Annotated in this window: 24 protein-coding genes; 13 read left to right on the forward strand and 11 right to left on the reverse strand. The window is 33.5% G+C overall.

Translation table 11 applies throughout. From position 1 onward, the window contains the following. Window positions 1-45 precede the first annotated feature (45 nt). Window positions 46-1,488, reverse strand: a complete 1,443-nt coding sequence (locus Q0893_RS16810) for a hypothetical protein (protein ID WP_299277838.1) — start codon at window positions 1,486-1,488, stop codon at window positions 46-48. 191 nt (window positions 1,489-1,679) lie between these two features. On the opposite strand from Q0893_RS16810, the gene Q0893_RS16815 reads away from it, so the two are divergent. Then, window positions 1,680-3,305, forward strand: coding sequence for an ABC-F family ATP-binding cassette domain-containing protein (locus tag Q0893_RS16815; RefSeq protein WP_299277841.1), 1,626 nt, complete (start codon window positions 1,680-1,682; stop codon window positions 3,303-3,305). Between the two features lie 17 nt (window positions 3,306-3,322). Here the strand turns inward: Q0893_RS16815 and Q0893_RS16820 are convergent, their stop codons facing one another. Next, window positions 3,323-3,559 (reverse strand): DUF2007 domain-containing protein, encoded by a 237-nt coding sequence (locus Q0893_RS16820; protein WP_298903884.1) that lies wholly within the window; start codon window positions 3,557-3,559, stop codon window positions 3,323-3,325. Between the two features lie 411 nt (window positions 3,560-3,970). Between Q0893_RS16820 and katG the strand changes: the two genes are divergently transcribed. Both katG and Q0893_RS16830 read left to right on the forward strand, forming a co-directional pair. Continuing rightward, window positions 3,971-6,181, forward strand: coding sequence for a catalase/peroxidase HPI (gene katG, locus Q0893_RS16825; protein ID WP_299277844.1), 2,211 nt, complete (start codon window positions 3,971-3,973; stop codon window positions 6,179-6,181). A gap of 72 nt (window positions 6,182-6,253) precedes the next feature. Then, on the forward strand, window positions 6,254-6,721 hold the full coding sequence (locus tag Q0893_RS16830) for an ankyrin repeat domain-containing protein (protein WP_298903882.1): 468 nt from the start codon (window positions 6,254-6,256) through the stop codon (window positions 6,719-6,721). Between the two features lie 62 nt (window positions 6,722-6,783). Here the strand turns inward: Q0893_RS16830 and Q0893_RS16835 are convergent, their stop codons facing one another. Both Q0893_RS16835 and Q0893_RS16840 read right to left on the reverse strand, forming a co-directional pair. Beyond that, on the reverse strand, window positions 6,784-7,422 hold the full coding sequence (locus Q0893_RS16835) for a peroxiredoxin (protein ID WP_298903881.1): 639 nt from the start codon (window positions 7,420-7,422) through the stop codon (window positions 6,784-6,786). A gap of 106 nt (window positions 7,423-7,528) precedes the next feature. Continuing rightward, complete coding sequence (locus Q0893_RS16840) at window positions 7,529-9,205, reverse strand: Na+/H+ antiporter NhaC family protein (RefSeq protein WP_298903880.1); 1,677 nt, start codon at window positions 9,203-9,205, stop codon at window positions 7,529-7,531. A gap of 102 nt (window positions 9,206-9,307) precedes the next feature. On the opposite strand from Q0893_RS16840, the gene Q0893_RS16845 reads away from it, so the two are divergent. Beyond that, window positions 9,308-10,330 (forward strand): metal-dependent hydrolase, encoded by a 1,023-nt coding sequence (locus Q0893_RS16845; RefSeq protein ID WP_299277849.1) that lies wholly within the window; start codon window positions 9,308-9,310, stop codon window positions 10,328-10,330. Between the two features lie 53 nt (window positions 10,331-10,383). On the opposite strand, the gene Q0893_RS16850 is transcribed toward Q0893_RS16845, so the two are convergent. Next, window positions 10,384-11,610 carry an aminotransferase class I/II-fold pyridoxal phosphate-dependent enzyme gene (locus Q0893_RS16850; RefSeq protein WP_298903878.1) on the reverse strand — a complete coding sequence of 409 codons (1,227 nt, stop codon included), beginning with the start codon at window positions 11,608-11,610 and terminating at the stop codon, window positions 10,384-10,386. A 164-nt stretch (window positions 11,611-11,774) separates the two neighbouring features. On the opposite strand from Q0893_RS16850, the gene Q0893_RS16855 reads away from it, so the two are divergent. Both Q0893_RS16855 and Q0893_RS16860 read left to right on the forward strand, forming a co-directional pair. Continuing rightward, entirely contained in the window at window positions 11,775-12,236 is a 462-nt protein-coding gene (locus tag Q0893_RS16855; protein WP_298903877.1) for an Lrp/AsnC family transcriptional regulator, read from the forward strand. 22 nt (window positions 12,237-12,258) lie between these two features. Beyond that, entirely contained in the window at window positions 12,259-12,885 is a 627-nt protein-coding gene (locus Q0893_RS16860) for a type II CAAX endopeptidase family protein (protein WP_298903876.1), read from the forward strand. On the opposite strand, the gene Q0893_RS16865 is transcribed toward Q0893_RS16860, so the two are convergent. Both Q0893_RS16865 and Q0893_RS16870 read right to left on the reverse strand, forming a co-directional pair. Next, the gene (locus tag Q0893_RS16865) at window positions 12,882-13,568 is read right to left on the reverse strand and encodes a LytTR family DNA-binding domain-containing protein (RefSeq protein ID WP_299277854.1); all 687 of its coding nucleotides are present in this window, start codon (window positions 13,566-13,568) and stop codon (window positions 12,882-12,884) included. The two genes, Q0893_RS16860 and Q0893_RS16865, sit on opposite strands and share 4 nt — an antisense overlap. Beyond that, window positions 13,561-14,613: a sensor histidine kinase gene (locus tag Q0893_RS16870; RefSeq protein ID WP_299277857.1), complete on the reverse strand. Its 1,053-nt coding sequence runs from the start codon at window positions 14,611-14,613 to the stop codon at window positions 13,561-13,563. The genes Q0893_RS16865 and Q0893_RS16870 overlap by 8 nt, the downstream gene beginning before the upstream one ends. Before the next feature lie 202 nt (window positions 14,614-14,815). Here Q0893_RS16870 and Q0893_RS16875 point away from each other — a divergent pair, with 202 nt between their 5' ends. The 6 genes from Q0893_RS16875 to Q0893_RS16900 all read left to right on the forward strand — a co-directional run bounded on the left by Q0893_RS16875 (window position 14,816) and on the right by Q0893_RS16900 (window position 21,860). Next, a complete protein-coding gene (locus Q0893_RS16875; RefSeq protein WP_299277860.1) occupies window positions 14,816-16,234 on the forward strand; it encodes a serine hydrolase in 1,419 nt (472 codons plus the stop codon). Between the two features lie 85 nt (window positions 16,235-16,319). Further along, window positions 16,320-17,171 carry a hypothetical protein gene (locus Q0893_RS16880; RefSeq protein ID WP_298903872.1) on the forward strand — a complete coding sequence of 284 codons (852 nt, stop codon included), beginning with the start codon at window positions 16,320-16,322 and terminating at the stop codon, window positions 17,169-17,171. Between the two features lie 97 nt (window positions 17,172-17,268). Further along, window positions 17,269-18,669: a dihydrolipoyl dehydrogenase gene (gene lpdA / locus Q0893_RS16885; RefSeq protein WP_298903871.1), complete on the forward strand. Its 1,401-nt coding sequence runs from the start codon at window positions 17,269-17,271 to the stop codon at window positions 18,667-18,669. Between the two features lie 6 nt (window positions 18,670-18,675). Next, window positions 18,676-18,948: a hypothetical protein gene (locus Q0893_RS16890; RefSeq protein ID WP_299277865.1), complete on the forward strand. Its 273-nt coding sequence runs from the start codon at window positions 18,676-18,678 to the stop codon at window positions 18,946-18,948. Between the two features lie 166 nt (window positions 18,949-19,114). After that, entirely contained in the window at window positions 19,115-20,899 is a 1,785-nt protein-coding gene (locus Q0893_RS16895) for a serine hydrolase (RefSeq protein ID WP_299277868.1), read from the forward strand. 235 nt (window positions 20,900-21,134) lie between these two features. After that, the gene (locus tag Q0893_RS16900) at window positions 21,135-21,860 is read left to right on the forward strand and encodes a DUF6090 family protein (RefSeq protein ID WP_299277871.1); all 726 of its coding nucleotides are present in this window, start codon (window positions 21,135-21,137) and stop codon (window positions 21,858-21,860) included. Window positions 21,861-21,874: 14 nt separating this feature from the next. On the opposite strand, the gene Q0893_RS16905 is transcribed toward Q0893_RS16900, so the two are convergent. Further along, complete coding sequence (locus tag Q0893_RS16905) at window positions 21,875-23,602, reverse strand: tetratricopeptide repeat protein (protein WP_299277874.1); 1,728 nt, start codon at window positions 23,600-23,602, stop codon at window positions 21,875-21,877. 169 nt (window positions 23,603-23,771) lie between these two features. Here Q0893_RS16905 and Q0893_RS16910 point away from each other — a divergent pair, with 169 nt between their 5' ends. Beyond that, window positions 23,772-24,095, forward strand: coding sequence for a hypothetical protein (locus Q0893_RS16910; RefSeq protein ID WP_298903866.1), 324 nt, complete (start codon window positions 23,772-23,774; stop codon window positions 24,093-24,095). Here Q0893_RS16910 and Q0893_RS16915 read toward each other — a convergent pair whose 3' ends face one another. From Q0893_RS16915 to Q0893_RS16925, 3 genes are all read right to left on the reverse strand, one after another. Next, window positions 24,096-24,686: a hypothetical protein gene (locus Q0893_RS16915; RefSeq protein ID WP_298903865.1), complete on the reverse strand. Its 591-nt coding sequence runs from the start codon at window positions 24,684-24,686 to the stop codon at window positions 24,096-24,098. 67 nt (window positions 24,687-24,753) lie between these two features. Then, a complete protein-coding gene (locus Q0893_RS16920; RefSeq protein WP_298903864.1) occupies window positions 24,754-25,470 on the reverse strand; it encodes a LytTR family DNA-binding domain-containing protein in 717 nt (238 codons plus the stop codon). Continuing rightward, window positions 25,463-26,524, reverse strand: a complete 1,062-nt coding sequence (locus Q0893_RS16925) for a sensor histidine kinase (protein WP_299277880.1) — start codon at window positions 26,522-26,524, stop codon at window positions 25,463-25,465. Before Q0893_RS16925 ends, Q0893_RS16920 begins: the two co-directional genes overlap by 8 nt. Between the last annotated feature and the right edge of the window lie 149 nt (window positions 26,525-26,673).

Consider the following 26,673-nt stretch of genomic DNA (forward strand, 5'->3'; position numbering starts at 1 on the left):
ATAAAATATTTGAAGAACTCTTGATTAGTGATAATCAGGAGTTTTTTATTTTAAGGTGTATTTTTTTGAGGCAGACGACTCTAAAGCGGCTTCAATATGATACCCTATATTTTTTCCAAACAAATCGGCATTTGGCTTTATTATAGTGCCATTTTTATCAACGATAATTACTTTTTGAGAATATACAATAGCAAAGGTTTTAATCGCTTCACTAGGGTTTTTAAACATATATTCGTTTTCCGTAGGGAATTTTAAAAGTCCTAAAGTTTTCTTCCAAGAAACGGTATTCATATCGTTAATATTAATAGCGATAAAATTCATTTCTGGATAGTCTTTTTTTAGAGTTTTCATCATATAATGATTATTTCGATAACTCCATTTAAAATTTGAAGACCAACAATAGATAACTGTTGGTTGTTTTATTACAGAATGCAGGTCTACAACTTTATTATTAAAGTCCACAATCTTTACATCAGGAATTGTATTTCCAGGGAAAAGATTCGTTGTTGCACTCACTAAATTATTAATGTATTCATTTCTTTTTGCGTCTGTACTTTTTTCTAAGTAGGCATCTAGTATACTCTTAGACTTTTCAGCATTACTACTATTAAATATAAATTCGCGGGTAGCGTACATGAGAAGGTAGTTCTTTATGGTCTCATTTTGAACCACGCTATCAATCATTGTTAATTTATCAAGATTATAATCTAGAGAGTGCCTGTTAAAAGCTAAGTGAGAACCATCTTGATAGTATTTTTGAAGACCAATATTTTGAAAATACCAAAGTAAAAAACGGTTATAAGAATATAAACCACTAAGGCTTGCATCGTTAAAATTAACATCAGAACGATAGCTGTAAAAACCTTCTGGTAGATCTTTAAAATGAATTAATTGATTGTTTCCAAAATAACCAAAAGGATAGAGCTCTTTATATGCGTAATAGTCATAATTAATACTGGCTCTTGCTATTTTGTCAAATAAAGGCGAAACTTGATGAGATGCTAAGAAGCGTTCTAAATTCTCAATTTTTTTCTCTTTCCGCATTTTTATATGAACTTCAAATTCTTCGGGCTCTAAATGTTGAAGTTTTTGAAATTTTTTACTTTCACTTTCATCATGAAGGAAGGCTTTAATAAAGTAATTGTTCTTTTTAGAACCTTTCCCAGTATAAACAAGCGACTCGTCAAAATCGTTAGTGTTAAGTCTAAAAAGAATGCTGTCGTTAGGTTCAATAAGTAAGGTTTGGTATTCGCCACCATGTGTAAACGAATATAATCCTGTTTGTAAATCTTTTATCTTATATAAAAATCGATTGTTATCGTCTAAATAGACTGTATCACGCTCTGATTCAGTACTGTAAATGGTAATGTAGTTGTTGTTTGGGTTAATTATTTCGCCGCCAAAGTAGGCAGTATCTCCTTTTTCAGTATTAGAATTACAACCTAAAAAGAGTGAGGATATTAAGAATGTAACTAAATATAGTTTCATAAGTATTTTAAATCGTAGGTATTATCTATTTCTAACAAAAATAAACCTTGCGAATAGTAACTCTTGTTAATACGTTGTTAAATGTTGATTTTACTATAATTTTGAATCAATTATACTTGTAAAATTAAAGGCTTTTAGTTTCTCTCGGTGAAGAGATTTTTCTACTTTTGCAAAAAATTAATAAAGACATTATGTTATCAGTATCTAATCTTTCGGTTCAATTTGGAAAAAGAGTTCTTTTTGATGAAGTTAATACAACATTCAACAATGGGAATTGCTATGGGATTATTGGAGCCAATGGCGCCGGAAAATCTACATTTTTAAAGATTCTTGCAGGGAAGCAAGACCCAACTTCTGGGCATGTGCATTTAGAGCCTAGCAAACGAATGTCGGTTTTAGAACAAAATCATAATTTATATGATGAGCATACAGTTTTGGAGACCATTATAATGGGAAATAAGCCCTTGTATAAATTGAAATCTGAAATTGATGCACTTTATGCAGATTATACTGATGAGAACGCTGAAAAAATTGGAGAACTTCAAGTAGAGTTTGAAGAAATGAATGGTTGGAATGCTGATAGCGATGCAGCTGCAATGTTGTCCAACTTAGGAATTAGAGAAGAGTTTCATTACACTTTAATGAAAGACTTAGATGGTAAACAAAAAGTTCGTGTGCTTTTAGCACAAGCATTGTTTGGAAGCCCTGATGTGCTTATAATGGATGAGCCTACCAATGATTTGGATTATGAAACGATTGCTTGGTTAGAAAACTTTTTAGCAAATTATGATAATTGTGTTATTGTTGTATCGCATGATAGACACTTTTTAGATGCGGTTTGTACTCATATTTCTGATATTGATTTTGGTAAGATAAATCACTTTTCTGGAAATTATACATTCTGGTATGAATCATCTCAGCTTGCCGCTAGGCAACATGCACAGCAGAATAAAAAAGCTGAAGAGAAGAAAAAGGAACTTGAAGAATTTATTAGACGATTTTCAGCCAATGTTGCCAAGTCTAAACAAGCCACGAGTAGAAAGAAAATGATTGAAAAATTGAATATTGCAGATATAAAACGATCGAGTCGTCGTTATCCTGCCATCATTTTTGAGCGTGATCGTGAAGCTGGAGATCAAATCTTAAATGTAGAAGGATTAGCATCTTCTATAGAAGGTGACATTTTATTTAGAAATATAGATATCAATTTAAATAAAGGAGATAAAGTCGTAGTGTTCTCTAAAGATTCAAGAGCAACAACAGCTTTTTATCAAATCATAAATAACAATCAAAAGGCCGATTCAGGAAAATATGCTTGGGGAGTTACAACCTCTCAGTCTTACTTACCTCTCGATAATAGCGAGTATTTTAATAATAAACTGTCTTTAGTTGATTGGTTGCGCCAATGGGCTACAACTGAAGAAGAACGTGAAGAAGTTTATATAAGAGGCTTTTTAGGAAAAATGATTTTTAGTGGAGAAGAAGCCCTCAAAACATCAGATGTATTATCTGGAGGAGAAAAAGTACGTTGTATGTTAAGTCGTATGATGATGGTTAGAGCTAACGTACTTATGTTAGATGAACCAACAAATCACCTAGATTTAGAAAGTATCACAGCGTTTAATAATTCGCTTAAAAATTTCAAGGGAACTGTGATGTTTACAACTCATGATCATGAGTTTGCTCAAACTGTGGCCAATAGAGTTATAGAACTAACACCAAGTGGTATCATAGACCGCTATATGACCTTTGACGAATATATGAGCGATAAGAAGATTAAAGAGCTTCGCGAAAAAATGTATACCGTAACAGTGTAAACACCAGAAATATAATATTATGGTTGTAGTTCTTCGTTGACGCTATCAATGATGGCTTGAGCGTGTTCTAATTCGTCGTCACTTACATAAAGTTCTTGATACCCTTGAATTGACGCACCAAAACCTGCGAGTCTACCAGATTCGGATTCATCTTTAATAATTGCATTGATTCCTGCGCTTTTCAGTCTATCCATTGCTAATTGAACAATGATAAAACTTCCCGAAAAAATTTTTGTATATGTTGTATCTGACATAATATTAAGATTTATAGTTATTAAATAGGTTCTTTATTATTCTATAAGTTACAAAAAATGTACCATTTAATCAATTGATATATTGTGAGTTTAAACGTTAAATATTTTATAACGTTTTAATTTTTGTTTAACCTTTTATTATATTTGTTAAACAAACAAGGTGATTATCGCTAGATAATATTTTGATTGATTTAGTTAGGTTGTTAAAAAACCATATTCGCTTAGAATATGGTTTTTTCATTTTTATTTAAAACCTAACGCGTCTTTATTATAATCAAAATTAATGACCATCTCTGTACGTGATAAGTTTTAGCTATTGTCTTATAAGTTTAAAAAATGCTCATATGCTAAAATTTGGGTCGTAAATTTTCTAACTTTATAACATCAAAAATCTTCTAAAACAATATAATTATGGATAATCATGAGAATCACCATATGGATGGTGATGCAGGTCAATGCCCTTTTTTAAGTGGAACACAAAAGAAAACAGCTGGAGGCGGAACCAAAAACCGAGATTGGTGGCCTAATGAATTAAAGTTAAATATTTTGCGTCAACATGCATCTAAATCAAATCCAATGGGTAAAGATTTCGATTATGCAGAGGCGTTTAATAGTATTGACTTTGCCGCTCTAAAGCAAGATGTTATCGATTTAATGACAGATTCACAAGATTGGTGGCCGGCAGATTATGGTCATTATGGAGGGTTTATGATTAGGATGGCTTGGCATAGTGCGGGTACTTATCGTGTTGGTGACGGTAGAGGAGGTGCAGGTACAGGTACTCATAGGTTTGCACCATTAAACAGTTGGCCAGATAATGGTAACTTAGATAAAGCACGTTTATTATTATGGCCAGTAAAAAAGAAATATGGAAACAAAATTTCATGGGCTGATTTGATGATTTTAGCTGGAAATTGTGCTTTAGAATCTATGGGATTCACAACGTTTGGTTTTGCTGGAGGACGAGAAGATGTTTGGGAACCAGAGCAAGATATTTATTGGGGAAGTGAAACAGGTTGGTTAGATAACGATGATCGTTATGACACCAGTGATGGCGACTTAGAAGGGCATTTAGGTGCTGTTCACATGGGATTAATTTATGTTAACCCCGAAGGACCAAATGGGAATCCGGATCCATTGAAATCTGCTCATGATATTCGTATTACTTTTGGACGTATGGCTATGAACGATGAGGAAACTGTAGCTTTAGTTGCAGGAGGACATACATTTGGTAAGGCGCATGGAGCGGCAAATCCAGATACATACGTTGGAGCAGAACCGCATGGAGCTTCAATAGAAGAAATGAGTACTGGATGGAAAAACACTTTTGGTTCTGGAGTTTTAGACGATACCATTACAAGTGGGCTGGAAGGTGCGTGGACACCAAACCCAATTCAATGGGATCACGACTTTTTCGATGTATTATTGAATAACGAATGGGAATTAACTAAAAGTCCAGCTGGAGCGCACCAATGGACACCAACAGCAGGTTCTAATGCGCCAATGGCACCAAAAGCTGGAGATCCATATGGAAGGCAAGCATTAATGATGACCACAGCAGATATGGCCTTAAAAGTAGATCCTGGGTTTTTAGAAATATCGGAACGATTTCATAAAGATCATAAAGCATTTGAGGATGCCTTTGCTCGTGCATGGTATAAATTAACTCATAGAGATATGGGGCCAATATCTAGATATCTTGGTCCAGAGGTACCAATGGAAGAACTATTATGGCAAGATCCTATTCCTAGTGTTGACTATAATTTAACAGATACCGATGTTTCTCAATTAAAGAAAATGGTTTTAGCTTCAGGGCTTTCTGTGTCACAAATGGTAACTACGGCTTGGGCGTCTGCATCAACATATAGAGGTTCTGATATGAGAGGAGGAGCCAATGGAGGTCGATTACGTTTAGAACCACAAAGAAGTTGGGAGGTTAATAATCCATCAGAGTTGAACAAAGTTTTAAATGTATTAGAAGGTATTCAAAATGATTTCAGTGGTACAATATCCATGGCAGATTTAATTGTTTTAGCAGGTAATGCAGGAATTGAAGAAGCAGCTAAAAATGCAGGTTATAGTATTTCGGTGTCTTTCACGCAAGGTAGAGGAGATGCTTCTCAAGAGCAAACAGATTTAGAATCGTTTGGTTATTTAGAACCTTTGGCAGACGGATTTAGAAACTACATGAATCCTAATCTTGAGGTTGCTGCCGAAGACTTGTTAGTTGATCGAGCGAATCTATTGACGCTTTCAATTCCAGAAATGACCGCATTAGTTGGTGGTTTAAGAGTGCTAGGAGCTAACTATGATGGTTCTAATCTTGGGGTATTTACAGATAATATTGGAAATTTGAGTAATGATTTCTTTACAAATATCTTAGACTTTACTTATACATGGAGCGCTACTTCACAAGACGATAGAATTTTTGAAGGGCGTGATCGTAGAACTGGTGAGGTTAAATTTAAAGGAACACGTGCAGATCTTATATTCGGCTCTAATACTGAATTAAGAGCAGTTTGTGAAGTTTATGGTGCGAATGATGGAGAACAGAGATTTGTTAATGATTTCGTTGCCGCTTGGACAAAAGTGATGAATTTAGATCGATTTGATTTGAAATAATATAATACAATGCATACTTAAAGGGAATTGATATAGACATATACCAATTCCTTTTAAATAATAAGTGCTAATATGAAAGACATGGATTTACTTTTTGAAGCAATACGAAATAAAAAGAGCGACGAACTTGAAAGTATCTTAAAGGCCAATTCTAATTTGGTAAATGGTAAAGATTCTCGCGGATTTACACCGTTGATTTTTGCTACGTATTTTGATAACGAAAACGCAACCAAAATATTAATAGATAAGAATGCCGAAATTGATGCGAAAGATGGTACAGGTAATACTGCGCTTATTGGTGTATGCTTCAAAGGAAATGAAAAATTGGCAATACTGTTATTAGATCATGGTGCACATATCAATGCTAGAAATAATTTAGGGACAACCCCTTTGATTTTTGCAACAATGTATAACAAAGTGTCCATTGTTAAAATGTTACTAGAACGAGGAGCAGATAAATCTATTCAAGATAACGAAGGTCGAACTGCTCGCGATCATGCAAGAGAAAAAGAATTTAAAAATCTAGAAAGATTGTTGTAATCTTAGTCAAAAAAAAAGCCACTTATAACTACAAGTGGCTTTTTTTTGATCTATAACGTGGTTTAGTTCACGTGCTTTTCTAAAAACTCTGCAACGCCTTCATGAGTAGCTTGCATTCCTGTTTTTCCTTTATTCCAGTTGGCTGGACAAACTTCTCCATTTTCTTCAACAAACTGAAGTGCGTCCACCATACGTAATGCTTCATCAACATTTCTTCCTAATGGTAAATCGTTTACAATTTGATGACGTACAATACCTTCTTTGTCAATTAAAAACAATCCTCTATAAGCAATTAATTCCCCTTCTGCCTGTAGCATATCGTTCTCATCATAAAAATAATCACCTGCTAAAACATCATAGTTTTTAGAAATGGTTTTATTAGTATCTGCAACTAGCGGATAAGTAATACCTTTAATTCCACCATTGTTTTTGTCTAATTGTAACCATCCCCAGTGCGATTGCTCAGTATCTGTAGATACCGCAATAACTTCTGTGTTTCTAGATTGGAATGCTTCTAATTTTTCTTGAAATGCGTGTAATTCGGTTGGGCAAACAAACGTAAAGTCTTTTGGGTAAAAGAACAATACCACGTGTTTTTTTCCAATAAATTGATCTAAAGAAAAGTTGCTTACAAATTCGCGACCATTTACAACCGCTTGTGCATTAAATTGAGGTGCTTTTTTTCCTACTAATACAGCCATTTTTTAATATTTTTTTTTGAGTTAAATTTTAAATTTGGCTGCAAATATAGTTAATCAAACCTTCCTAAAAAATGATGAATATCATTTAATTTTATGCTGCTATAGTTTAGTTCAATTTACCCGAAATTTGCCTTATTTTTATTCGGAAAGCGGCAAACAATAATGTTGTAAATGGACTCATCCAGTTAAAAATAGCATACATGAAATATTGACTTACTTCAACTCCTAATACACCAGACTGATAGGCACCACAAGTATTCCAAGGAATGAGTACAGACGTTACAGTACCAGAATCTTCTAGCGTTCTACTTAAGTTTTCTGGAGCTAGTCCTTTGTCGTCAAAAGCCTTTTTAAACATTTTTCCAGGAATGACTATGGCAAGATATTGATCGGAAGCGATAGCGTTAAGACCAAGACAACTAACGACAGTACTGGCAAACAACCCAAATATTGTTGTGGCTACAGATAGTAAAGCTTTAGTAATTCTTGCTAAAGCACCAATGGCATCCATAATACCGCCAAATACCATAGCGCAAACAATTAATAGAATGGTCCATATCATACCATTCATTCCACCAGAGTTAAATAATTTTTTGAGCTTATCAATAGTTAATAATCTACTTAAACTATCCACCTTTGTTTTAAGAGTTGCGTCATCATAGTTTGCAAAAGCGAACAACCCTATTAATTCTTCATTTGAGAAGTTTTTTTCTATATCCTTATCAGCATCAAAAAGAGGTGATATGTCTTCATTTTCTTTAATGGTTTGCAGATCTCTTTCTGAAAGATTAGCCATAAAAGTAGCGTCATCTATAGGGATATTTGTATCTGTAAAGACAGCATTAACAATAGTTTTTCCTTTAGAATCAGTAATCTTATCTACAATGTTTCCTTGAAAGATTAGGGCGAAAATTATAGCTAAAATTACTCCAGAACTAAGCGCAATAAGCGGCTTGGTTTTCAGTAATATTAAAGCAACAACAGCTACAGGGACTAAAAATAACCAAGGTGTGATGTTGAAAGTTGTGCCAATGGTGTCAAGAATCTGAGAGACATCAGCATTACCTGAGGTTTCTATTGTGGCACTTATAACTCCGAAGACAATTAAGGTTACAATAATGGTTGGAACCGTTGTATAGGCCATATATTTAATATGTGTAAACAAATCTGTTCCAGCCATGGCAGGAGCAAGGTTGGTTGTATCACTTAAAGGAGACATTTTATCACCAAAATACGCCCCCGAAATAACGGCACCTGCGATCATTCCAGGATGAATGCCTAATGCTGTTCCAATACCAACAAGGGCAATACCAACAGTAGCCGACGTCGTCCATGAGCTACCAGTGGCAATAGAAATTACTGCAGCAATAATAACAGAAGCTGGTAAAAATATTTCTGGACTCAACACTTGTAAACCGTAATAAACCATTGCTGGAATAACACCACTAATGAGCCATGTACCAGCAAGAGCGCCAACCAGAAATAAAATCATAATTGGTACAAATACACTTTTTAGATTTTCCCATATTTCTTTGAGCATCCCTCCAAAAGTCACTTTATTAAAGAAACCAACTGCAGCCGCAACCAATCCACCAAGGAGGAGAATAATTTGATTGGTATAAGTACCAAACCACTCTTGGCTTTCAACAAAAAAGATATTATAAGCCAATAAAGCCATTAATATGATAACTGGAATAAGTGCTTCATAGAAATTAAGTTCTTTATTTTCAACTATATTCTGATCTTTAGCTTTAAATTCTGAAATGTTATTGTCTTCGCTCATTTGATTTTAGTGACTATTTGTTCTTGTAATGTTACGATAATGTTACCTAATGTGCAAATCATAATTGTTCCGTATTTTTGCGTTTCAATTCTGAAAATATAAATGGATTCATTAACTCAAATTGTTTTAGGTGCTGCTTGCGGAGAAGCGGTTTTGGGTAAAAAAATTGGAAATAAAGCCTTATTGTTTGGTGCGATAGGCGGAACTATTCCAGATTTGGATGTATTTATAGGAAGTCTATTTCATCGTAATGAAATAGATGCTATGTTATTCCACAGAGGATTTATGCATTCTGTTTTATTTTCTGTTTTAGCCGCTTTTTTATTAGGTTGGTTAGTGCATAAGTTATACGATCGGGGAAAACGATTGGGTACTACAACTCAAAAAAATTGGACAGCTCTGTTTTTTTGGTCGCTGTTTACACACCCAATTTTAGATTGCTTTACGCCTTATGGGACGCAACTATTTGCTCCATTTTCTAATTATCGTGTGGCCTTTAATAATATCGCAGTTGCCGATCCCATGTACACCATACCTTTTTTATTATGCATGATTATTTTAATGTTTTATAAAAGACAAAATAAGCGACGTCGATTTTGGTTAAAATTAGGTTTGGGTCTCAGTTCAGCGTATATGCTATTTACTATTTTTAATAAGTTATATGTTCAACATGCTTTTAAATCATCTTTGATCAAAGAAGATATAGTCTATGAACGCTTTAGTGTTCAACCTTCAATATTAAACAACGTATTATGGTATGGTATTGCAGAAACTGAAAACAATTACCATGTGGCGTTTTATTCTTTATTAGATCAATCTAATCACTTTTCGGAATGGCAAATACTTCCAAAGGATAGAGCTTTACGACCTGAAGATTATAAAGACATTGCTGATTTGGCATGGTTTAGCAATGATTATTATAGCATAGAATCTTTGGATAATGGTGATTACCTTTATAAGGATTTGCGTTATCCGTTAGTAAAAACGAAACAAGGTTACAAACCTGTTTTTAATTTAAAGTTGTATAAAGTTGGTGAACGTTTAGATATGAAACCTTTTACTCCCGAAATGGATGATTTTAGTTTTACTATGTCTGCGCTATGGGAGCGGTTAAAAGGAAAATAAAAGCCCTTTGAACACTGTCCAAAAGGCTCTTTATAACGTGATTTAAAAGAGGTTTAAGCTAAAATTGCCTCTTGTTCTTTTTCTAAAATATGAAGTGCTTCCATACAAGTTCGCATCATTTTATAGGTGCGTTCGATATCTGCGTCTAATCCAATGGAAAAACGAATTAAGCCATCGCTTAATCCCATAGCCTGTTGTTCATCTTCTGGAATTTCAGAAGAGGTAGAACTTCCAGGGGCAGAGAATAAGGTTTTATAGAAACCAAGACTTACAGCCAAATAACCTAAGTTTTTCGCCTGCATCATTTCCATAAGCTCATTGGCTTTATCTAAACTTCCAACATCAATAGTAAGCATGCCACCAAAACCATATTTTTCGTTCATCATGTTTTTAAATAATTCATGTGAAGGGTGTGATGGCAAACCTGGATATACGGTCTTTAATCCATCTTTTTCAAATTGTTGAGCCAGATATGTGGCATTCAGACTGTGTTGTTGCATGCGTATATGTAGGGTTCTCAAGTTTTTTAAAACTGAAGAAGCGCGTAAACTATCCATAGTAGATCCCAATAACATAGATGCACCATCATTAACATTGCGCAAATCATTGATAAATTCTTGAGTACCACAAACCACTCCACCAACAGTATCACTAGAACCATTAATAAATTTGGTTAAGCTATGTATCACGATGTCTGCACCTAATTTTGCAGGCGAAATTGATAAAGGAGAGAAGGTGTTGTCAACAACTAATTTTAAATTATGGCGCTTAGCTATAGCGGCAAGACCTTTAATGTCTGCGACTTCTAATAACGGGTTACTCACAGATTCACAGTATATAACTTTTGTGTGTTTAGTAATTGCAGCCTCTACAACATCTAATTTTGTAATATCTACGAAAGATGTACTAATATTAAAGCGTGGTGTGAAATTTTTAAGAAAAGCATATGTGCCTCCATAGATTGTTCTACTTGATACAATATGGTCTCCAGCACCACAAAGTTGCATTAAAACAGGAGTAATTGCTCCCATACCAGATGCCGATACATTAGCTGTTTCTGTGCCTTCCATGGCAGCCAGAGCTTCACCTAAATATAAATTAGAGGGCGAGGAGTGGCGTGAGTATAAATAGCAGCCATCTGCATTACCTTCGAAAGTATCGAACATTGTTTTAGCAGATAAAAAAGTGTAAGTAGACGAATCTGAAATAGAAGGATTAACACCTCCAAATTCACCAAAATATTGAAGATCTTGAATGTTATTAGCTGGTTTAAAAGCCATTAGATTATTTTTTTTAGTTAATATCACATCAAAAATCGTATTATTTAGATAATAAATCAATGATAATTACTATATTTAGAAAATAAAACTATATAATGGTGTTTTTCTAGTTTAATTTAATAACAAGGTTGAGTTTTAATTCGTAAAACCGAAAATTTTTCAATATGGCACAATTAGATATTATCGATAAAAAATTACTTCACTTTCTTCAGCAGGATAGTAAGCAAACGAATAAGGAGTTATCCAATAAATTGAACTTATCGGTTACAGCGGTTTATGAGCGCATTAAAAAATTAGAACGCGAAGGAGTCATATCTAAATACGTAGCACTTATTGATAAAAAAATAGTAGATAAAGGTTTTGTAACATTTTGTAGTATTAAGTTGCTTCAACATACCAAAAATTTTGTTGTCGATTTTGAAAAAGAAGTTGCAAAGTTAGATGAAGTCTTGGAGTGTTACCATATTAGTGGCGACTATGACTACCTTTTAAAAGTCCTTGTTGCCGATATGGATGAGTTTAGAGAATTTATGGTGAAAAAACTAACGAGTATTAGTCATATTGGTAGTACGCATAGTACGTTTATGATTAACGAAGTAAAACATACAACAGCAATATGTATCTAAACTAATTGTCTATATTTAGAGCATGCAATCAACAACCTATAAACTTTCCGAATTTTTTGTCATTTTCATATTAATACCAGTGAGCTTTGCTATTGATTATCCGGTTTGGATTAAAATGGTTATTGGATGTTTAGGGTTTTTATATGTGATTTTTGTCTTATTAAAAATTGAAAAACTAAAGTTTAAAATGTCACCTGAATTAAACTGGACATTGTTTTTTAAACGGACAATTATTCAGTTAGTCCTAATTGCTGTTTTAACGGCACTTTACATGTGGATTGTTGATCCTGAGAATCTTTTTGTCGTGGTTCTTAATAAACCACTCTTATGGCTAGGAATTTTATTTATTTATAGCTTTTTTTCAGTATATCCTCAGGAATTAATTTATCGAACCTTCTTTTTTAAGCGATATATTAAGTTATTTAAAAGTAATACGCTTTTTCTAATTGTGAATGCCATGCTATTTTCCTTAGCTCATATTTTCTTTAAAAATGGACTTGTAATGTTACTGACTTTTATAGGAGGGATTCTATTTGCGTTGACATTTCAGAAGACAAAATCTACCCTTTTGGTTTCTATAGAACATGCTATCTATGGCTGTTGGTTGTTTACCGTTGGAATGGGAGAGATGCTTGGGTTTCCATCTTAAGAAAGTTTGTCTTCTAATATTGATTTGTAACGATTACTCACAGGAATTTTGATGTCATTAATATATACATATTTCGACTTTAATTTTTCTATGTGCTTAATTGATACAATAAATGATTTATGTGTTTGAATAAAAGTGTTAGGCAATTTTTCTAGAGCTTCGCCTATTGTTTCTCTGGCCAGTATTTTTTTTGTTAAGTTATGATACACCATATAATTACCATCTTTTTCTAAATATAAAATATCATCGAGTACAAGTTGGTGTTTCTCATAACCACTTTTTACCATAATGGTTGCTTTCGTATGCTTACTAATAAGATCATGTTTTGTTTTTATAATAGAAGACACTTTTTCAATGGCTTTTAAAAATCGTTGGTGAGTTATAGGTTTCAATAAATAATCTATGGCATTCAGATTGTAACTTTCTACAGCGTATTCTGAATAAGCTGTTGTGAATATAATATGGCACTCGTTAGGTATTAATTTGGCCAACTGTATTCCAGAGAGGTTGGGCATATTAATGTCAAGAAAAATGAGATGAGGTGGTTTATGTTCAATAAATTGCAGGGCTTCAATAGGATTCCTAAACGACTTTACATGGTAAAGATCACTGGATCTTGCACAATAGTTTTCCAATAATTCTATTGCTTTTGGCTCGTCATCAATAATTATAGCATCAATCATAGGTTAATTTAAGATCAACAATATAGTTATTATCATGTTGAGTAATTCGCAACTGATGCTTGTCTGGATACAAAATTGCAAGTCGGCGTTTTACATTTTGAAGTCCGATACCAGAATCTTTGCCTATACTACTATTTGGGTTCTTTTTTTCTACTAATGAGTTTTTACATAGAAAATGAATGTCTTTTTCATTTGTAGTTAACTGTATATCTACAAAAGACGTATTGTAAATATCAATACCATGCTTAAAGGCATTCTCTACGAATGGAATTAATATAGCCGGAGCAATTTTAATAGTATCAAATTGGCCTTTTGTTTTAAATGAAATGGAGAGCGGGTCATTAACATCAAACTTAAGTTTATTGAGCTTAATGTAGTTTTCTATGAACTCTACTTCTTTAGATAAGGCAATGAGATGCTCTGACGTATCATGCAATAGAAAACGTAATAACTCCGATAGTTGTGCAATCCCTTTTGAAACTTCAGATTGCTTATGTTTTTCTGCAATAGATAGTAAGTTATTTAAAGCATTAAATAAAAAATGCGGATTAATTTGTGATTTTAATAGTTGTAATTCTGCGGCTAATTTGTCTTCTCTTAGCTGTTGTTTTAATGCTTCCTCTTTCTGCCAACGTAGCACAATTATATGCACAAATGAAATTCCAACGAAAAACATATACATCCAGAGTGTTGCAATAAATGTTTCGAATAAAACAAATTCTTCACCATAAATTATAAGATTCTTTAGAAGCTCAATGCCAATGGTAATTATGGTGGTAAGCAGAAGTAAAATGAAGTAGGTTCTGAACTGTCTTTTATTAAAATATTTAGACAAAAAATAGACGTTGAAATAATACAATCCCATTTTCAGTATAAACCCAACTATAGTGCCTAAAATGCTCATATGATCATATGAGATTCTTACCGTTTCCCGACCGTTTATTATTTCAACTTCTCTGTTTTGGGGACTAATAATCGAAAAAATCAAATAAAAACAAACGAGCCAAAATAAAATATTTAAAGCTATTTCTATATATCGTTTCATAAACTGAAGGTAAATGTATATTGAAATTTTTAAACTTAAAGATAAGAACTGAAATTTGTGATAAAGACGAGTTTATATGTTATGAAATCACGAATTTTTATGAGTTTCGTCTAATAATCACATCACAGTTGTGTTGGTCACTTTTATTTTTAAAATGGACCTTACAAGCCTAAGTTTGATGTAAATTTATAATACTTAAATCATGAAATCAATCTTAAAACTGACAGTTATTTTATTTTTATGTCTAAGCTGTCAAGCACAAAATGAAACCAAACAAAATTTACAAAAACGGGTAACGAGTTATCTCAAACAATTGGAGAGCGATCAATTTTCTGGGAGTGTTCTTGTAGCTCATAAAGGAGAGATTATTACTTCCGATGGTTATGGTTTTGCAAATAAAAAAGCTAATATTAAAAATAAATCTAATACTGTTTTTGATATCGGGTCTATAACGAAACAATTCACAGCTGCTGGAATATTAAAATTAGAAGAACTCGGTAAATTATCAGTAAATGATAAGATTACTAAGTATTTCAAAAACGTGCCTGCAAACAGGGATGATGTGACCATTCATCATTTATTAACGCATTCGTCAGGTCTTCCTCCAGGAATTGGGCATGACTATCATATTATTTCTAAAGACGAATTTATTGAAAAGGCTTTGGCGTCAGAAATGTTATTTAAAGCTGGAACTCAGTATGAATATTCTAATGTTGGTTATACCTTATTAGCAATGATTATTGAGCAAATTTCGGGAGAAAGCTATGAGGATTTCTTATATAAGCAACTCTGGAATCCAGCTCAAATGGAACAAACGGGTTATATAAGACCTAAATATGATAAAAATGATGTAGCCATGGGGTATAAGGATACTGGCGAATGGGGCAAACCAAATGAAAAATGGAACGATGGTATTTCTTGGCACCTTAAAGGAAATGGTGGTATTTTATCTACTGTAGAAGATATGTATAAATGGCATCAAGCATTAACTACCAATACTATTTTATCTAAAACGTCTAAAGCAAAAATGTATACTAAGCATATCGAAGAAGGTCAAGGTGCGCAATCTCATTATGGTTATGGTTGGGCAATTTTTCCAACACCACGTCAAACAGAACTTATAGCACATAATGGAGGTAATGGAATCTTTTTTGCCGATTTTTGGCGATATCTCAATGAAGATATTATCATTATTATGATGAGTAATCATGCCAATCGTGGTTATGGAATGCTTAATTCAAATTTGGCTGGTATCGTACTAAAGTCAGATTTTAGACCAAATACGAAACTCAGACAGTCTCAAGCAGATGCTCAATCTGAAAGACAAATAGAAAGGATTCTTGACCGCTTTTTAGAGGTGATTAAAGACGATAATGCCAAAGCATGGGAAACCTTTGTCAAGGAGAATTTTTCAGAAGAAATGTTAAACTTAATGCCAATGAATGATCATATTGCCATGTTCAAGAAAATACATAACGAGCTTAAAGAACAAAGTGTAAAAGGTGTTATGCTTACTCAAGATGACAATATTGAAATCAAGTTTGAGAATAACAGCCTGCTTATAACTTTGGAAAAAGGAGCCGATGCCCACATGAAAATAGGAGGTATGTCATTAGATTAAACATTGATAATATTTAACATAACACAATGTTAAAGCACAATATACGCTGCAAATTTATATCTATCTTTTCTACAAATATATTATCATGAAAGGAAATGTTATAACCAGACGCGCGGCTGTTAAGAGTTCAATATTTGGGCTTTTAGCTGTTTCTATACCTAGTATTAGTTATGCCAAATCAATAGCAATTGGAGAGGAGACTATTAAAAATCCTTGCCATCGTTACCCTTCAATAGACGATGCTGTGGTTAATGAAATTGTCGGGAAATCACATTTCGATATCGAAACCGTAAAAAAAATGGTAGATAAACGACCAGAATTAGCACGTGCCAGTTGGGATTGGAGTTTTGGTGATTGGGAATCGGCTATAGGAGCTGCTTCTCATGTTGGACGACGCGATATTGTAAATTACCTTATGAGCAAAGGTGCAAGGCCTACAATGTTTACCTATGCTATGTTAGGCGCTTTTGACATTGTAAAAGCTATGGTTGAGATGACGCCAGGTATTCAGTCGCAACCAGGTCCTCATGGCATTAGTTTACTCCAGCATGCAAAGGCAGGTTTGCGCATGAAAGATGCGATGACTAACGATGATATTATTAATTCTGAAAAACTCATAGATTTCTTAAAAACATTTGAAGCCGAAGATATAACCACTTATAAAGCCTTAACTAAAGAAGAGCAAGAAAAATACATTGGAGACTATAGATATGGAGAAGGAGAGAATGATGGGTTTTCCATTTCCCTTAATATGCGAAAAGTGATTTCACTAGGTAAATTAGGAAAAGGTGGTGGTGGTTTAATTAGAGTAGGCGAGAATAAGTTTCTATATAACGGGATTTCATCGGTTTATATCACATTTCAGATAGAAAATAATGTTGTAAAATCTTTAACTGTTCATGAACCAGACTTAACTTTAGTTGCAAAGAAAATTTAATTTTTCATTACTATTTATGACTTCTCTTTTTATTGTCTTCCCATAAAACATTCGTATTTTTGTACTCATTTTATTAAAAACGGATAAATATTTTTTTATGAAATCATATGATGTAGCAGTAATAGGTTCTGGTCCTGGTGGGTATGTAGCGGCAATTCGTTGTGCTCAATTAGGGATGAAAACAGCAATAATCGAAAAATACTCTACGCTTGGAGGAACATGTCTAAACGTTGGTTGTATACCAAGTAAAGCACTTTTAGATTCGTCTCATCATTACGAGCATGCAGTAAAGCATTTTGAAGACCATGGTATCGAAATTCCAGGTGATGTTAAAGTGAACATCGAAAAGATGATTGCGCGTAAGCAAGCTGTTGTTGACCAAACTACAAGTGGTATTGATTTTTTAATGAAAAAAAATAAGATTGATGTCTATGAAGGTGTAGGTAGTTTCAAAGATGCAACCCACATTATAATTGATGGAAAGGATGCTGGAGAAATCGAGGCAAAAAACACAATTATAGCTACGGGATCTAAACCATCTAGTTTGCCTTTTATAACATTAGATAAAGAACGCATCATAACATCTACCGAGGCCTTAAAACTAAAAGAAATACCGAAACACATGATAGTGATTGGAGGCGGTGTTATTGGTTTAGAACTTGGTCAAGTTTACAGACGTTTAGGATCTGAAGTTACGATTGTAGAATATATGGATCGTATCATTCCAACAATGGATGCAGGCTTATCGAAAGAGTTAAACAAAGTCTTTAAAAAAGCCAAGTTTAAGATGAATATGTCTCACAAAGTGAAATCTGTAGAACGTGATGGTGATGAGGTAGTCGTGAAAGCCGATAATAAAAAAGGTGAAGAGGTAGAATTTAGAGGAGATTATTGTTTGGTGTCTGTTGGTCGTCGTCCATATACTGATGGATTAAACGCAGAGGCAGCAGGTGTGAAATTAACCGATAGAGGACAAATTGAGGTAAATGATCACTTACAAACAAGTGCTAGTAATATTTACGCTATTGGTGATGTGGTAAAAGGAGCAATGCTTGCTCATAAAGCCTCTGAAGAGGGTGTATTGGTTGCTGAAACTTTAGCTGGACAAAAACCACATATTAATTATAACTTAATCCCTGGAGTTGTTTATACCTGGCCAGAAGTAGCCGCTGTGGGTAAAACAGAAGAGGAGTTAAAAGAAGCTGGAATTGAATACAAATCAGGACAGTTTCCAATGCGTGCTTTAGGAAGAAGTAGAGCGAGTATGGATATTGACGGTTTTGTAAAAGTATTAGCCGATAAAAATACAGATGAAATTTTGGGTGTACACATGATTGGTGCTCGTGCTGCCGATATGATTGCCGAAGCTGTTGTTGCTATGGAATATAGAGCCTCTGCCGAAGATATATCGCGTATGTCTCATGCGCATCCAACATTTACAGAAGCTATTAAAGAAGCTGCTTTGGCAGCAACAGATGATATTGCTTTGCATATATAAGAAGCGATGACAAGGGTTACATTTGAAGTTTTTCATGATGATTTTGATAATGGCGTAAGCCCATGCTCTACGCTGGTTTTAGAAATGAATTATATTCCAAGAATTGGAGAAAAAGTATATATACCAGAAGCCGTTGAGGAATTAAAAAAATTAAAATTTATTGAGGATAGGGTTTTTTTTAGTGTAACTGAAATTATTAATTATATTAAAATTTTACCAGATGACATTGCTAAAAATCATGTAACCTGCCATTTGGAAGTCCATTCAGAAAAGATATAAAGTAAAACAAAAAAAGCGAACTCATTGAGTTCGCTTTTTTTTCGTTTAAATAGCATACTCAGTTACTATTTAATATCTTTATTGACAGTTAGTTATTGTAACGAAGTTATTAGTTTGTCGTCATAAAAGCATACCTAACTGTAGTAATCATTTAAATTCATTAGACATGTTTAAAAAATTCTCATTGTTCTTCCTTTTGATATCACTGACACTGTCAGGTCAAAATAAATCGCAAGATGCCAGTAGTTTTACTAAAGAATTAGACCAAAAAATTCCAAAATTATTAGAAGAGTTCGTTGTCCCAGGGGCAGCAATCACCATTATTGATGATGGTAAGATTGTTTTAGAGAAAGCCTATGGTTATGCAGATGTTGCTAAAGGCAAGAAAGTGACCACCAAAACAGGGTTTAATATAGGTTCTATTTCAAAGACAATTGCAGCATGGGGAATTATGAAATTAGTTGAAGACGGTAAAATTGATTTAGATGCTCCTGCCGAAAAATACTTAACACGATGGACATTACCAGAATCAGATTTCGATGCTGAAAAGGTGACGATAAGAAGATTGTTAAGCCACACTGCAGGATTGTCACTTCATGGTTATCCTGGATGGACGCCCAATGACCGATTGTCTACAATTGAAGAATCTTTAAATGGTAGAAATAATGGACCAGGTAGAGTAGAAATGATAATGGAGCCAGGTACGAAATGGAAATATTCTGGAGGAGGATATACTATTTTACAATTGATTGTAGAAGAGGTTACAGGGCAGAAATTTGAAGACTATATCCAAACGCAAGTTTTAAATCCTTTAGGGATGAAAGATAGTAGCTATAAAATTGATAAAGACATCTTGGAGAACTCATCTCTAGAGTATGACAATTTTGGAGAACAAATAGATTTTGAATTGTTTACGGCTCAAGCAGCAGCTGGATTACACACGACCATCGAGGATTTTACCAGATTTGCTTATGCCAGTCTATATGCCCATAAAAACAACAAAAAGTATAATAAAGTTTTAGCAAATAAAACTGTTGAAAGTATGATGGAACCCGCTCCAGTTTCAAATGATAGTTATGGATTGGGTTATCAAGTTGAAACCATTCCTAACACAACCTATAAACTGAAAGGTCATGGTGGAGCAAATACTGGTTGGCATGCATTTTTTAGAGTAAACCCAGAGACTAACGACGGTTTTATTATGATTACGAATGGAGGAGCTGGTCATAATATATATAGGCAAGTATATTGCGATTGGATTCAATGGAAAACAGGAGAATCTATGGGGAGCAGATGCGTTATTAAACCTTCGATAGCGGCTAAATTAAAGACGATTATCGATGCTAAAGGGGCGTCTAATGTAGCATCAGCTTATAATGATTTGAAAACAAATAAATCGGGAGATTATAATTTTTCCGAACGTGCTATAAATAATTTAGGATATTATTATATGGGAAAAAAAGAATTGACAAATGCTTTAGCTGTTTTTAAGTTAAATGTTGATCAACATCCAGAGTCATCAAACGTTTATGATAGCTATGCTGAGGCATTATTGGAAAACGGAAATAAGGAAGAAGCTATTGTTAATTACAAAAAATCTATTGAACTCAATCCTGGAAACACGCATGGTATTGAGGTTTTAAAGACGTTAAATGTGGATGTTAGTAATATAAAAACATTTGAAATTGATGTTGCAAAATTGAACGATTATGTCGGTAAGTACCAGATGGCTCCAGAACTTGTTATTACAATTGCAAGAGAAGAAAACAGCCTTACTGCCGAGCCTAACGGACAAAGAAAAGTAGTAATCCACCCTAAATCTGAAGATAGGTTTTATGTCAAAGAAGTCGAAGCAGAAGTTAGTTTTAGTAGAGATGCCAATGGTGTTGTAGAGAGTATGACATTATTTCAAAATGGTAGAAGCCTTGTTGGTAAGAAGATAAAAGAATAGGCACAACAATTAAAATTTTTAATTTTCTAAACTATAAAGCGAACCTATTTGGTTCGCTTTTTTTGTAGGATATTTCTATGGCTTGTAACATTTTAATATCTTTAAGCACATATAGTTAACCAACCTCAACTATCCATCAACCTAATTTGCTTTCAATTTGAGAAAGTAAATGATTAAGTTTTTTAGGCGAATCCGTCAACGACTTCTTTCCGAGAATAAATTTTCGAAATACCTCTTGTATGCCATAGGTGAAATCATTCTTGTGGTGATTGGGATTTTGATTGCACTTCAGATTAATAACTGGAATGAAGAAAGAAAAGAAAGAACTATAGAATTAAGCTATTTAAATAGGCTAGTAATAGATCTTGAAGAAAATAAAACACTTTGGCAAAAAACATTACAGCGTAAGAAAAAGCAGCTAGATGCAGCTCACATTTTTTTAAATTTTCGATTTAGTAAAAATCAAGATACTATAATTAAAATTTTACCTCACTTTCAAAATTTAGGAACTTGGAAAGATATTAATATTAACCAAGTTACATTTAATGAAATGGTAAGTAGTGGAAGTTTAAATCTAATATCTAATGATTCTATAAAAATAAAGCTATTAAATTTAGATAAACTTTACAAAGCAATTTTAAATAATCAAGACGTATTAAAAGCTGAACATAACGATAGATTACATGGACCCACAATGAAAATCATAAATACAAGTAATGCTTTTGTTATAGACCCAAATCAGCGAAATGTGATTAAACGTAAACTTCCTCAAGAAGAAATGGGAATTTATTTTAATCAATTTCAAAGAGATTTAATAACATTAATAAATGATAAAGAATTTATTAATGGTATTGTAGGGATTACTTACAACGCACAATCTCAATTCCGTTCTTTTGAAGAGGCTTTAGTTAGAATTAATGATGTAATTGTTTTACTTAAGAAAGAACTAAACAATGATTAAATTCTCCCTCAGCATTACTTCACTTTCGACCCAAACAACTCTATATCAGCCGTAGCCCAGCTGTTTTTTATGAGATCTTCCATTTTTGAGACATTGTCTGTGTCGCCCAATTTCTCATAGGCCAATTTGAGTCCGTGATGTGCCCAACCATTTTTAGGCAAACGCTTTAAATCGTTATTATAAACTGCAATAGCTTCTTCGTATTGCCCATTTTTTATTAAGACGTCACCAAGGTGATGACGAATAGAGAAAAACCAATCAGGCGGTTCGTTATAGTTAAGAGCATCCTCTATAACAATAGCGTCTCGAAGCAATGTTATACTTGCCTTATAATCTCCATTAGCGGATAGTATTTCTGCTTCCAAGACCATTTCAGCTAAACCAATTAATGTACCTACAGTATTAATATCCCAAATGGTAATGTCATTCATACTATCATCATTAGCATAAACACTTAAAGATTCTAATGCTGTTTTAGCTTCGTCTAATTGATCTTTAGCCACATAAGCCATTCCTTTAGCGTAATGCTGCATGGCTAACGGATATTTTAATGCGCTAAGCTCTTTTTTAGCGAGAATTTCATCCCACATTCCGAATTTTACCATAGAATAATAAGGAATCACATAGTAATGCTGTAATGTTCCCCAGCCTGGCTCGGCCATAATATCTGGATGCACATGTTCCGATACTTTATTAGCTCCAATCATGGCCCAATGTTTATTGCCTTCTAAAGCAGCAGTTGCAGCCATGAAATGATAATTATGAGGATAATAGGCAAGAGGGTAAGCGCCTTGAGCATGACATAATGTTACATAGGTGCTATCTGCTTTAACAGCATTAATATTAGATACTGTGCCTTTATGATAATCGCCAGTGCGTATATAAACGTGCGATGGCATATGCACCAAATGACCAGCACCTGGAATTGTACCATCATCAAATACTTTAGCTGATGAATAGGCACGTTCTGGAGTACTAGACGCTTCAACGGCATGAATGTAAAAATGATTTGCTCCAGGGTGAGTGGGGTTGTCTTTTATAATGGTTTCTAAAAGCGATACAATTTCTGGAGTCCACGGTTTTTCGGTGCCATCTTTTTCATTTAAATCCCATGGATGTAGATTCATTACAGATTCTGCATACATTGTAGAGACTTCTGAATCCTCTGGATAATTGGCATGAATTGTCTTTAATGCATTTGAATAATTGATATCTAATTGAGATCTGTCTTCTGGAGGTTTAGGAGCGTAACGTTCTGCCATAGCCTTAATTAAGGCTTTCTCTTTTTCAGTGCAGTTTGTAGATAATTCTTTCGCTTTTTGAATGGCATTGTATGCGCGCTCATAATGGTCATCTTCCATACCAGCGTTGTAGTTTGGTCCTAGCACATAGGCATAGCCCCAAAATGCCATAGCGCAACTAGGATCTAATTTGGTAGCATAGAAAAACGATCGTGCGGCCTCGGCATGATTAAAAGCGTAGGCCAAGGTTAAACCTTGATTAAAATACTTTTGTGCCAAATCGTTATGCGTTGTAATAGGATAATTGAGGTGTCCTAAACCTTCAAAAAGAGGTGCTTTATTATCAATCTTATACCAATCGGCATCCGTAATTCTTGGAGCGCAGGTATATTTAGCCAATGGAGGTGTTTTTGTAATAATGTCTTGTTGGTTTGATTTGTCAGTTTTGCAGGAAACAAAACAAATACTGAGGCAAAGCAGAAAAAAAATTATGTTTTTCATCTTTGTATTATTTAAAGTTAGCAATGCTATATAAATCGCTAAAGTAGGATAGAGAAGCCTTGCTTACAACGAGTTTTGTGTGGTTGGGATGAAATGAGTTATAGTTGGTGATAAAAGGAGATATTGAAGCATTACTTTTTGTATATTTAAATCCAATAAGTATAGTAATATGTGGGAAGAACAACTTGAATTTTACGATAGCATTGTGGCGCAATGCCCAGATTTTGAGCGAAAAGGAAAAAAAATGATTTACACTTCTGCCAATGGCTATATGTTTACACTATTAAATAAAGATGCAGAAATAGGTATTCGGCTATCTAAAGAATCTCAGAAAGCATTTAAAGAAAAATATAATGCCACAGAATATAGGTCTTATGGCGCAGTGATGAGAGATTATGTAAAAGTGCCTGAATCTTTATATAGTGAAACTCAACTTCTTGTAGATTATTTTAATCAAAGTTATAAGTACGTGATGACATTAAAACCTAAGTAATTACAGCTCTTTTATAAGATCATAAATCCGAAGTCGTTTACTGTAATCATCTTCGTTGACATCCCTAACAAAGCAGTATACACTGATGTCTCCATTATTTACTTTTTCTGAGAGCTCCTCAACTGTAAATGGACCAAATTCCTTAGATTTTTCAATATAATAGAACTCGTGATCATAAATCAAGTTGGTGACTTTTTGTTTGTATTTTTCTCTTAAAAATGTTTGAACATCCTCTACAGAATTTAGATCTTCTGAATACTTCGTTGTATTAATAAATAATGCAAATTCTTTCTTGTTTTGATGATTAAGAACAAGGACATCATCGTCTTTAAAGTAGGCTTTAACTGTAATAAGCCCGTCTTCGGTTTCAATAGAAAAGATGTTTTGAATATTAATAGTCCATGAGGTCTCAATAACCGATTGTTTCCTAGATATTTCGAGTATATTATCTTTCTTAAAGGTGTAAACAGATTTCTTTTTAGAGATACCATTCACTAAAACCCACTGCTGATTGATAAACAAATCATCATGATGACGTGAATAATCAAAAGGCTGTAAGTTCGGAATAGTCTTGTGTAGGTATTCTTTCATTTAGCGGACTTTTTCAAAAAAGTGATTTATAAGGCAACGTCTAATATACGTTTTTATTGAATAACTTTTAAAATTTTTCTAAATGCTTTAACACTTCTTTTTTATAAGTTCGACTAATTGGAAATGCTTTTTTGTTTATGGTAATGTGTTCATTTGTAAAGGATTGTATGTGAGCTATTGAAATAATATACGACCTATGAATCCTTATAAACTGTTGTTTGGGTAGCTTAGCTTCAATAGCACTAATAGTTTCTCTTGTAATTATTGTTTTGTCTTCGATATGAATTTTAAGATAATCACTATAACTTTCAATATAAATAATGGCGTTGTAATCAATCTTAATCATTTTGCGCTCAGAACGTACAAACATAAAATTCGATTTCTCAATAGATGAGGTCTGCTGCGCTTCCTGTTTTCCGTAAATTTCAAAATAATTATTAAGCGCTTTTTGTAAACGTTCTAATGAAATGGGTTTGAGCAAGTAGTCAACAGCTTTAAGTTCAAAACCTTCAACAGCGTAATCTCGGTAAGCTGTTGTAAAAATTACTTTGACATTGGCATTGATAGATTTAGCAAATGATATTCCAGATATTTCGGGCATGTTAATGTCTAAAAACACCAAATCAATATTGTGATTGCTTATATAATTAAAAGCCTCAATAGCATTACTACAGCTTGCAACTATTGTTACGTTTTCAATTTTTGAGAGATGTGTCTCAATAATTTCTCTTGCAATAGTTTCATCATCTACTACCAAACAATTTATGGGATGTGTTTTATGCATGTCCTACTGGTTTTAGTCGGAGTTCTACATCGAACGTGTTGGGCGTATTATTTATAAATAACTCGTGTTTTTCTGAATATAGAAGCTCTAACCTTTTCTTAATGTTTTCTAAGCCTATACCAGACTTGGATGACGTACCTTCAGCGTTTGAGTTTTTTATGCTGAAATGTATCTCCTCTAATGTGGCTGATAACTGAATGTCAATTTTTAATATTCCGTTGATGATCGCCCCATGCTTAAAGCTATTTTCAATAAAAGGGATAAGAAGCATTGGTGCAATTGTAATGGATTCTGAAGTGGTTGAAATATTGATATTAACTTTGAGCGTATCATTAAATCGCATCTTTTCAAGGGCTATGTAGTCTTTAATATGTGCTATTTCTTCCGAAAGTAATACAAAAGGTTTCTCGGCTTGATATAGAAGATAATCTAGTAGATTAGACAGTTTTAATATCATGTCTGGAGTTTGATCTGCTTTTTTTAAGGCAAAACCATACATGGTATTGAGCGTGTTGAAGAGAAAATGCGGATGAATTTGCATCTTCAAATAATTAAGTTCTTGTTCCTTAAGTTTAAGTTGCGCGTCCAAAATTTTTGTTTCTAATAACCGTGTATTCGATGCCTGTTTTAAATTGAGTTTTAAGAGTTTAAACCCACTCACAATAATAACAACTAAATATACAGCAGTACTAATGAAAATAAGGTTTTTTGTGGCAGGATTCATATCATCATATTCAAAGTTTGATAGGTAGATCAAACTAAAAAAAATGGATACCATTAATAGGTATACTGAAATGATAAGTGTGTAAAAACTATATAGTACAAAACGCCAATACTGTTTTGTAATAAGATAATCTGGAATTAATTTATAGGTTATTACATACGTAGTTGCTATCGTTATTGGCATAAGAAAAAGAGAAAATTGCAATGTGTCGTCAAATTTAGAACCATTAATCCCAAAAAAATAGGTGTAGAAAAATAGAACAGCAACCCAAAAGAGGAGGTGCAAAAGGATTTGTCCGATTTTTTTTAGAATGAACTGTTTTGTAAACATATTTAATATTCTCAATACAATAATAATACAATTTTACCCTCATTAGTATTAATTAGAGATGAACGACCAATTTAATAAGGGTTTTGACATTGATGTCATATCCAGCTTTAAAAAGGTTGTTGGTCGCAAAAGTTAATTTTGATAGATTC

This window comes from uncultured Psychroserpens sp. (assembly GCF_947494225.1).
Classification (GTDB): domain Bacteria; phylum Bacteroidota; class Bacteroidia; order Flavobacteriales; family Flavobacteriaceae; genus Psychroserpens.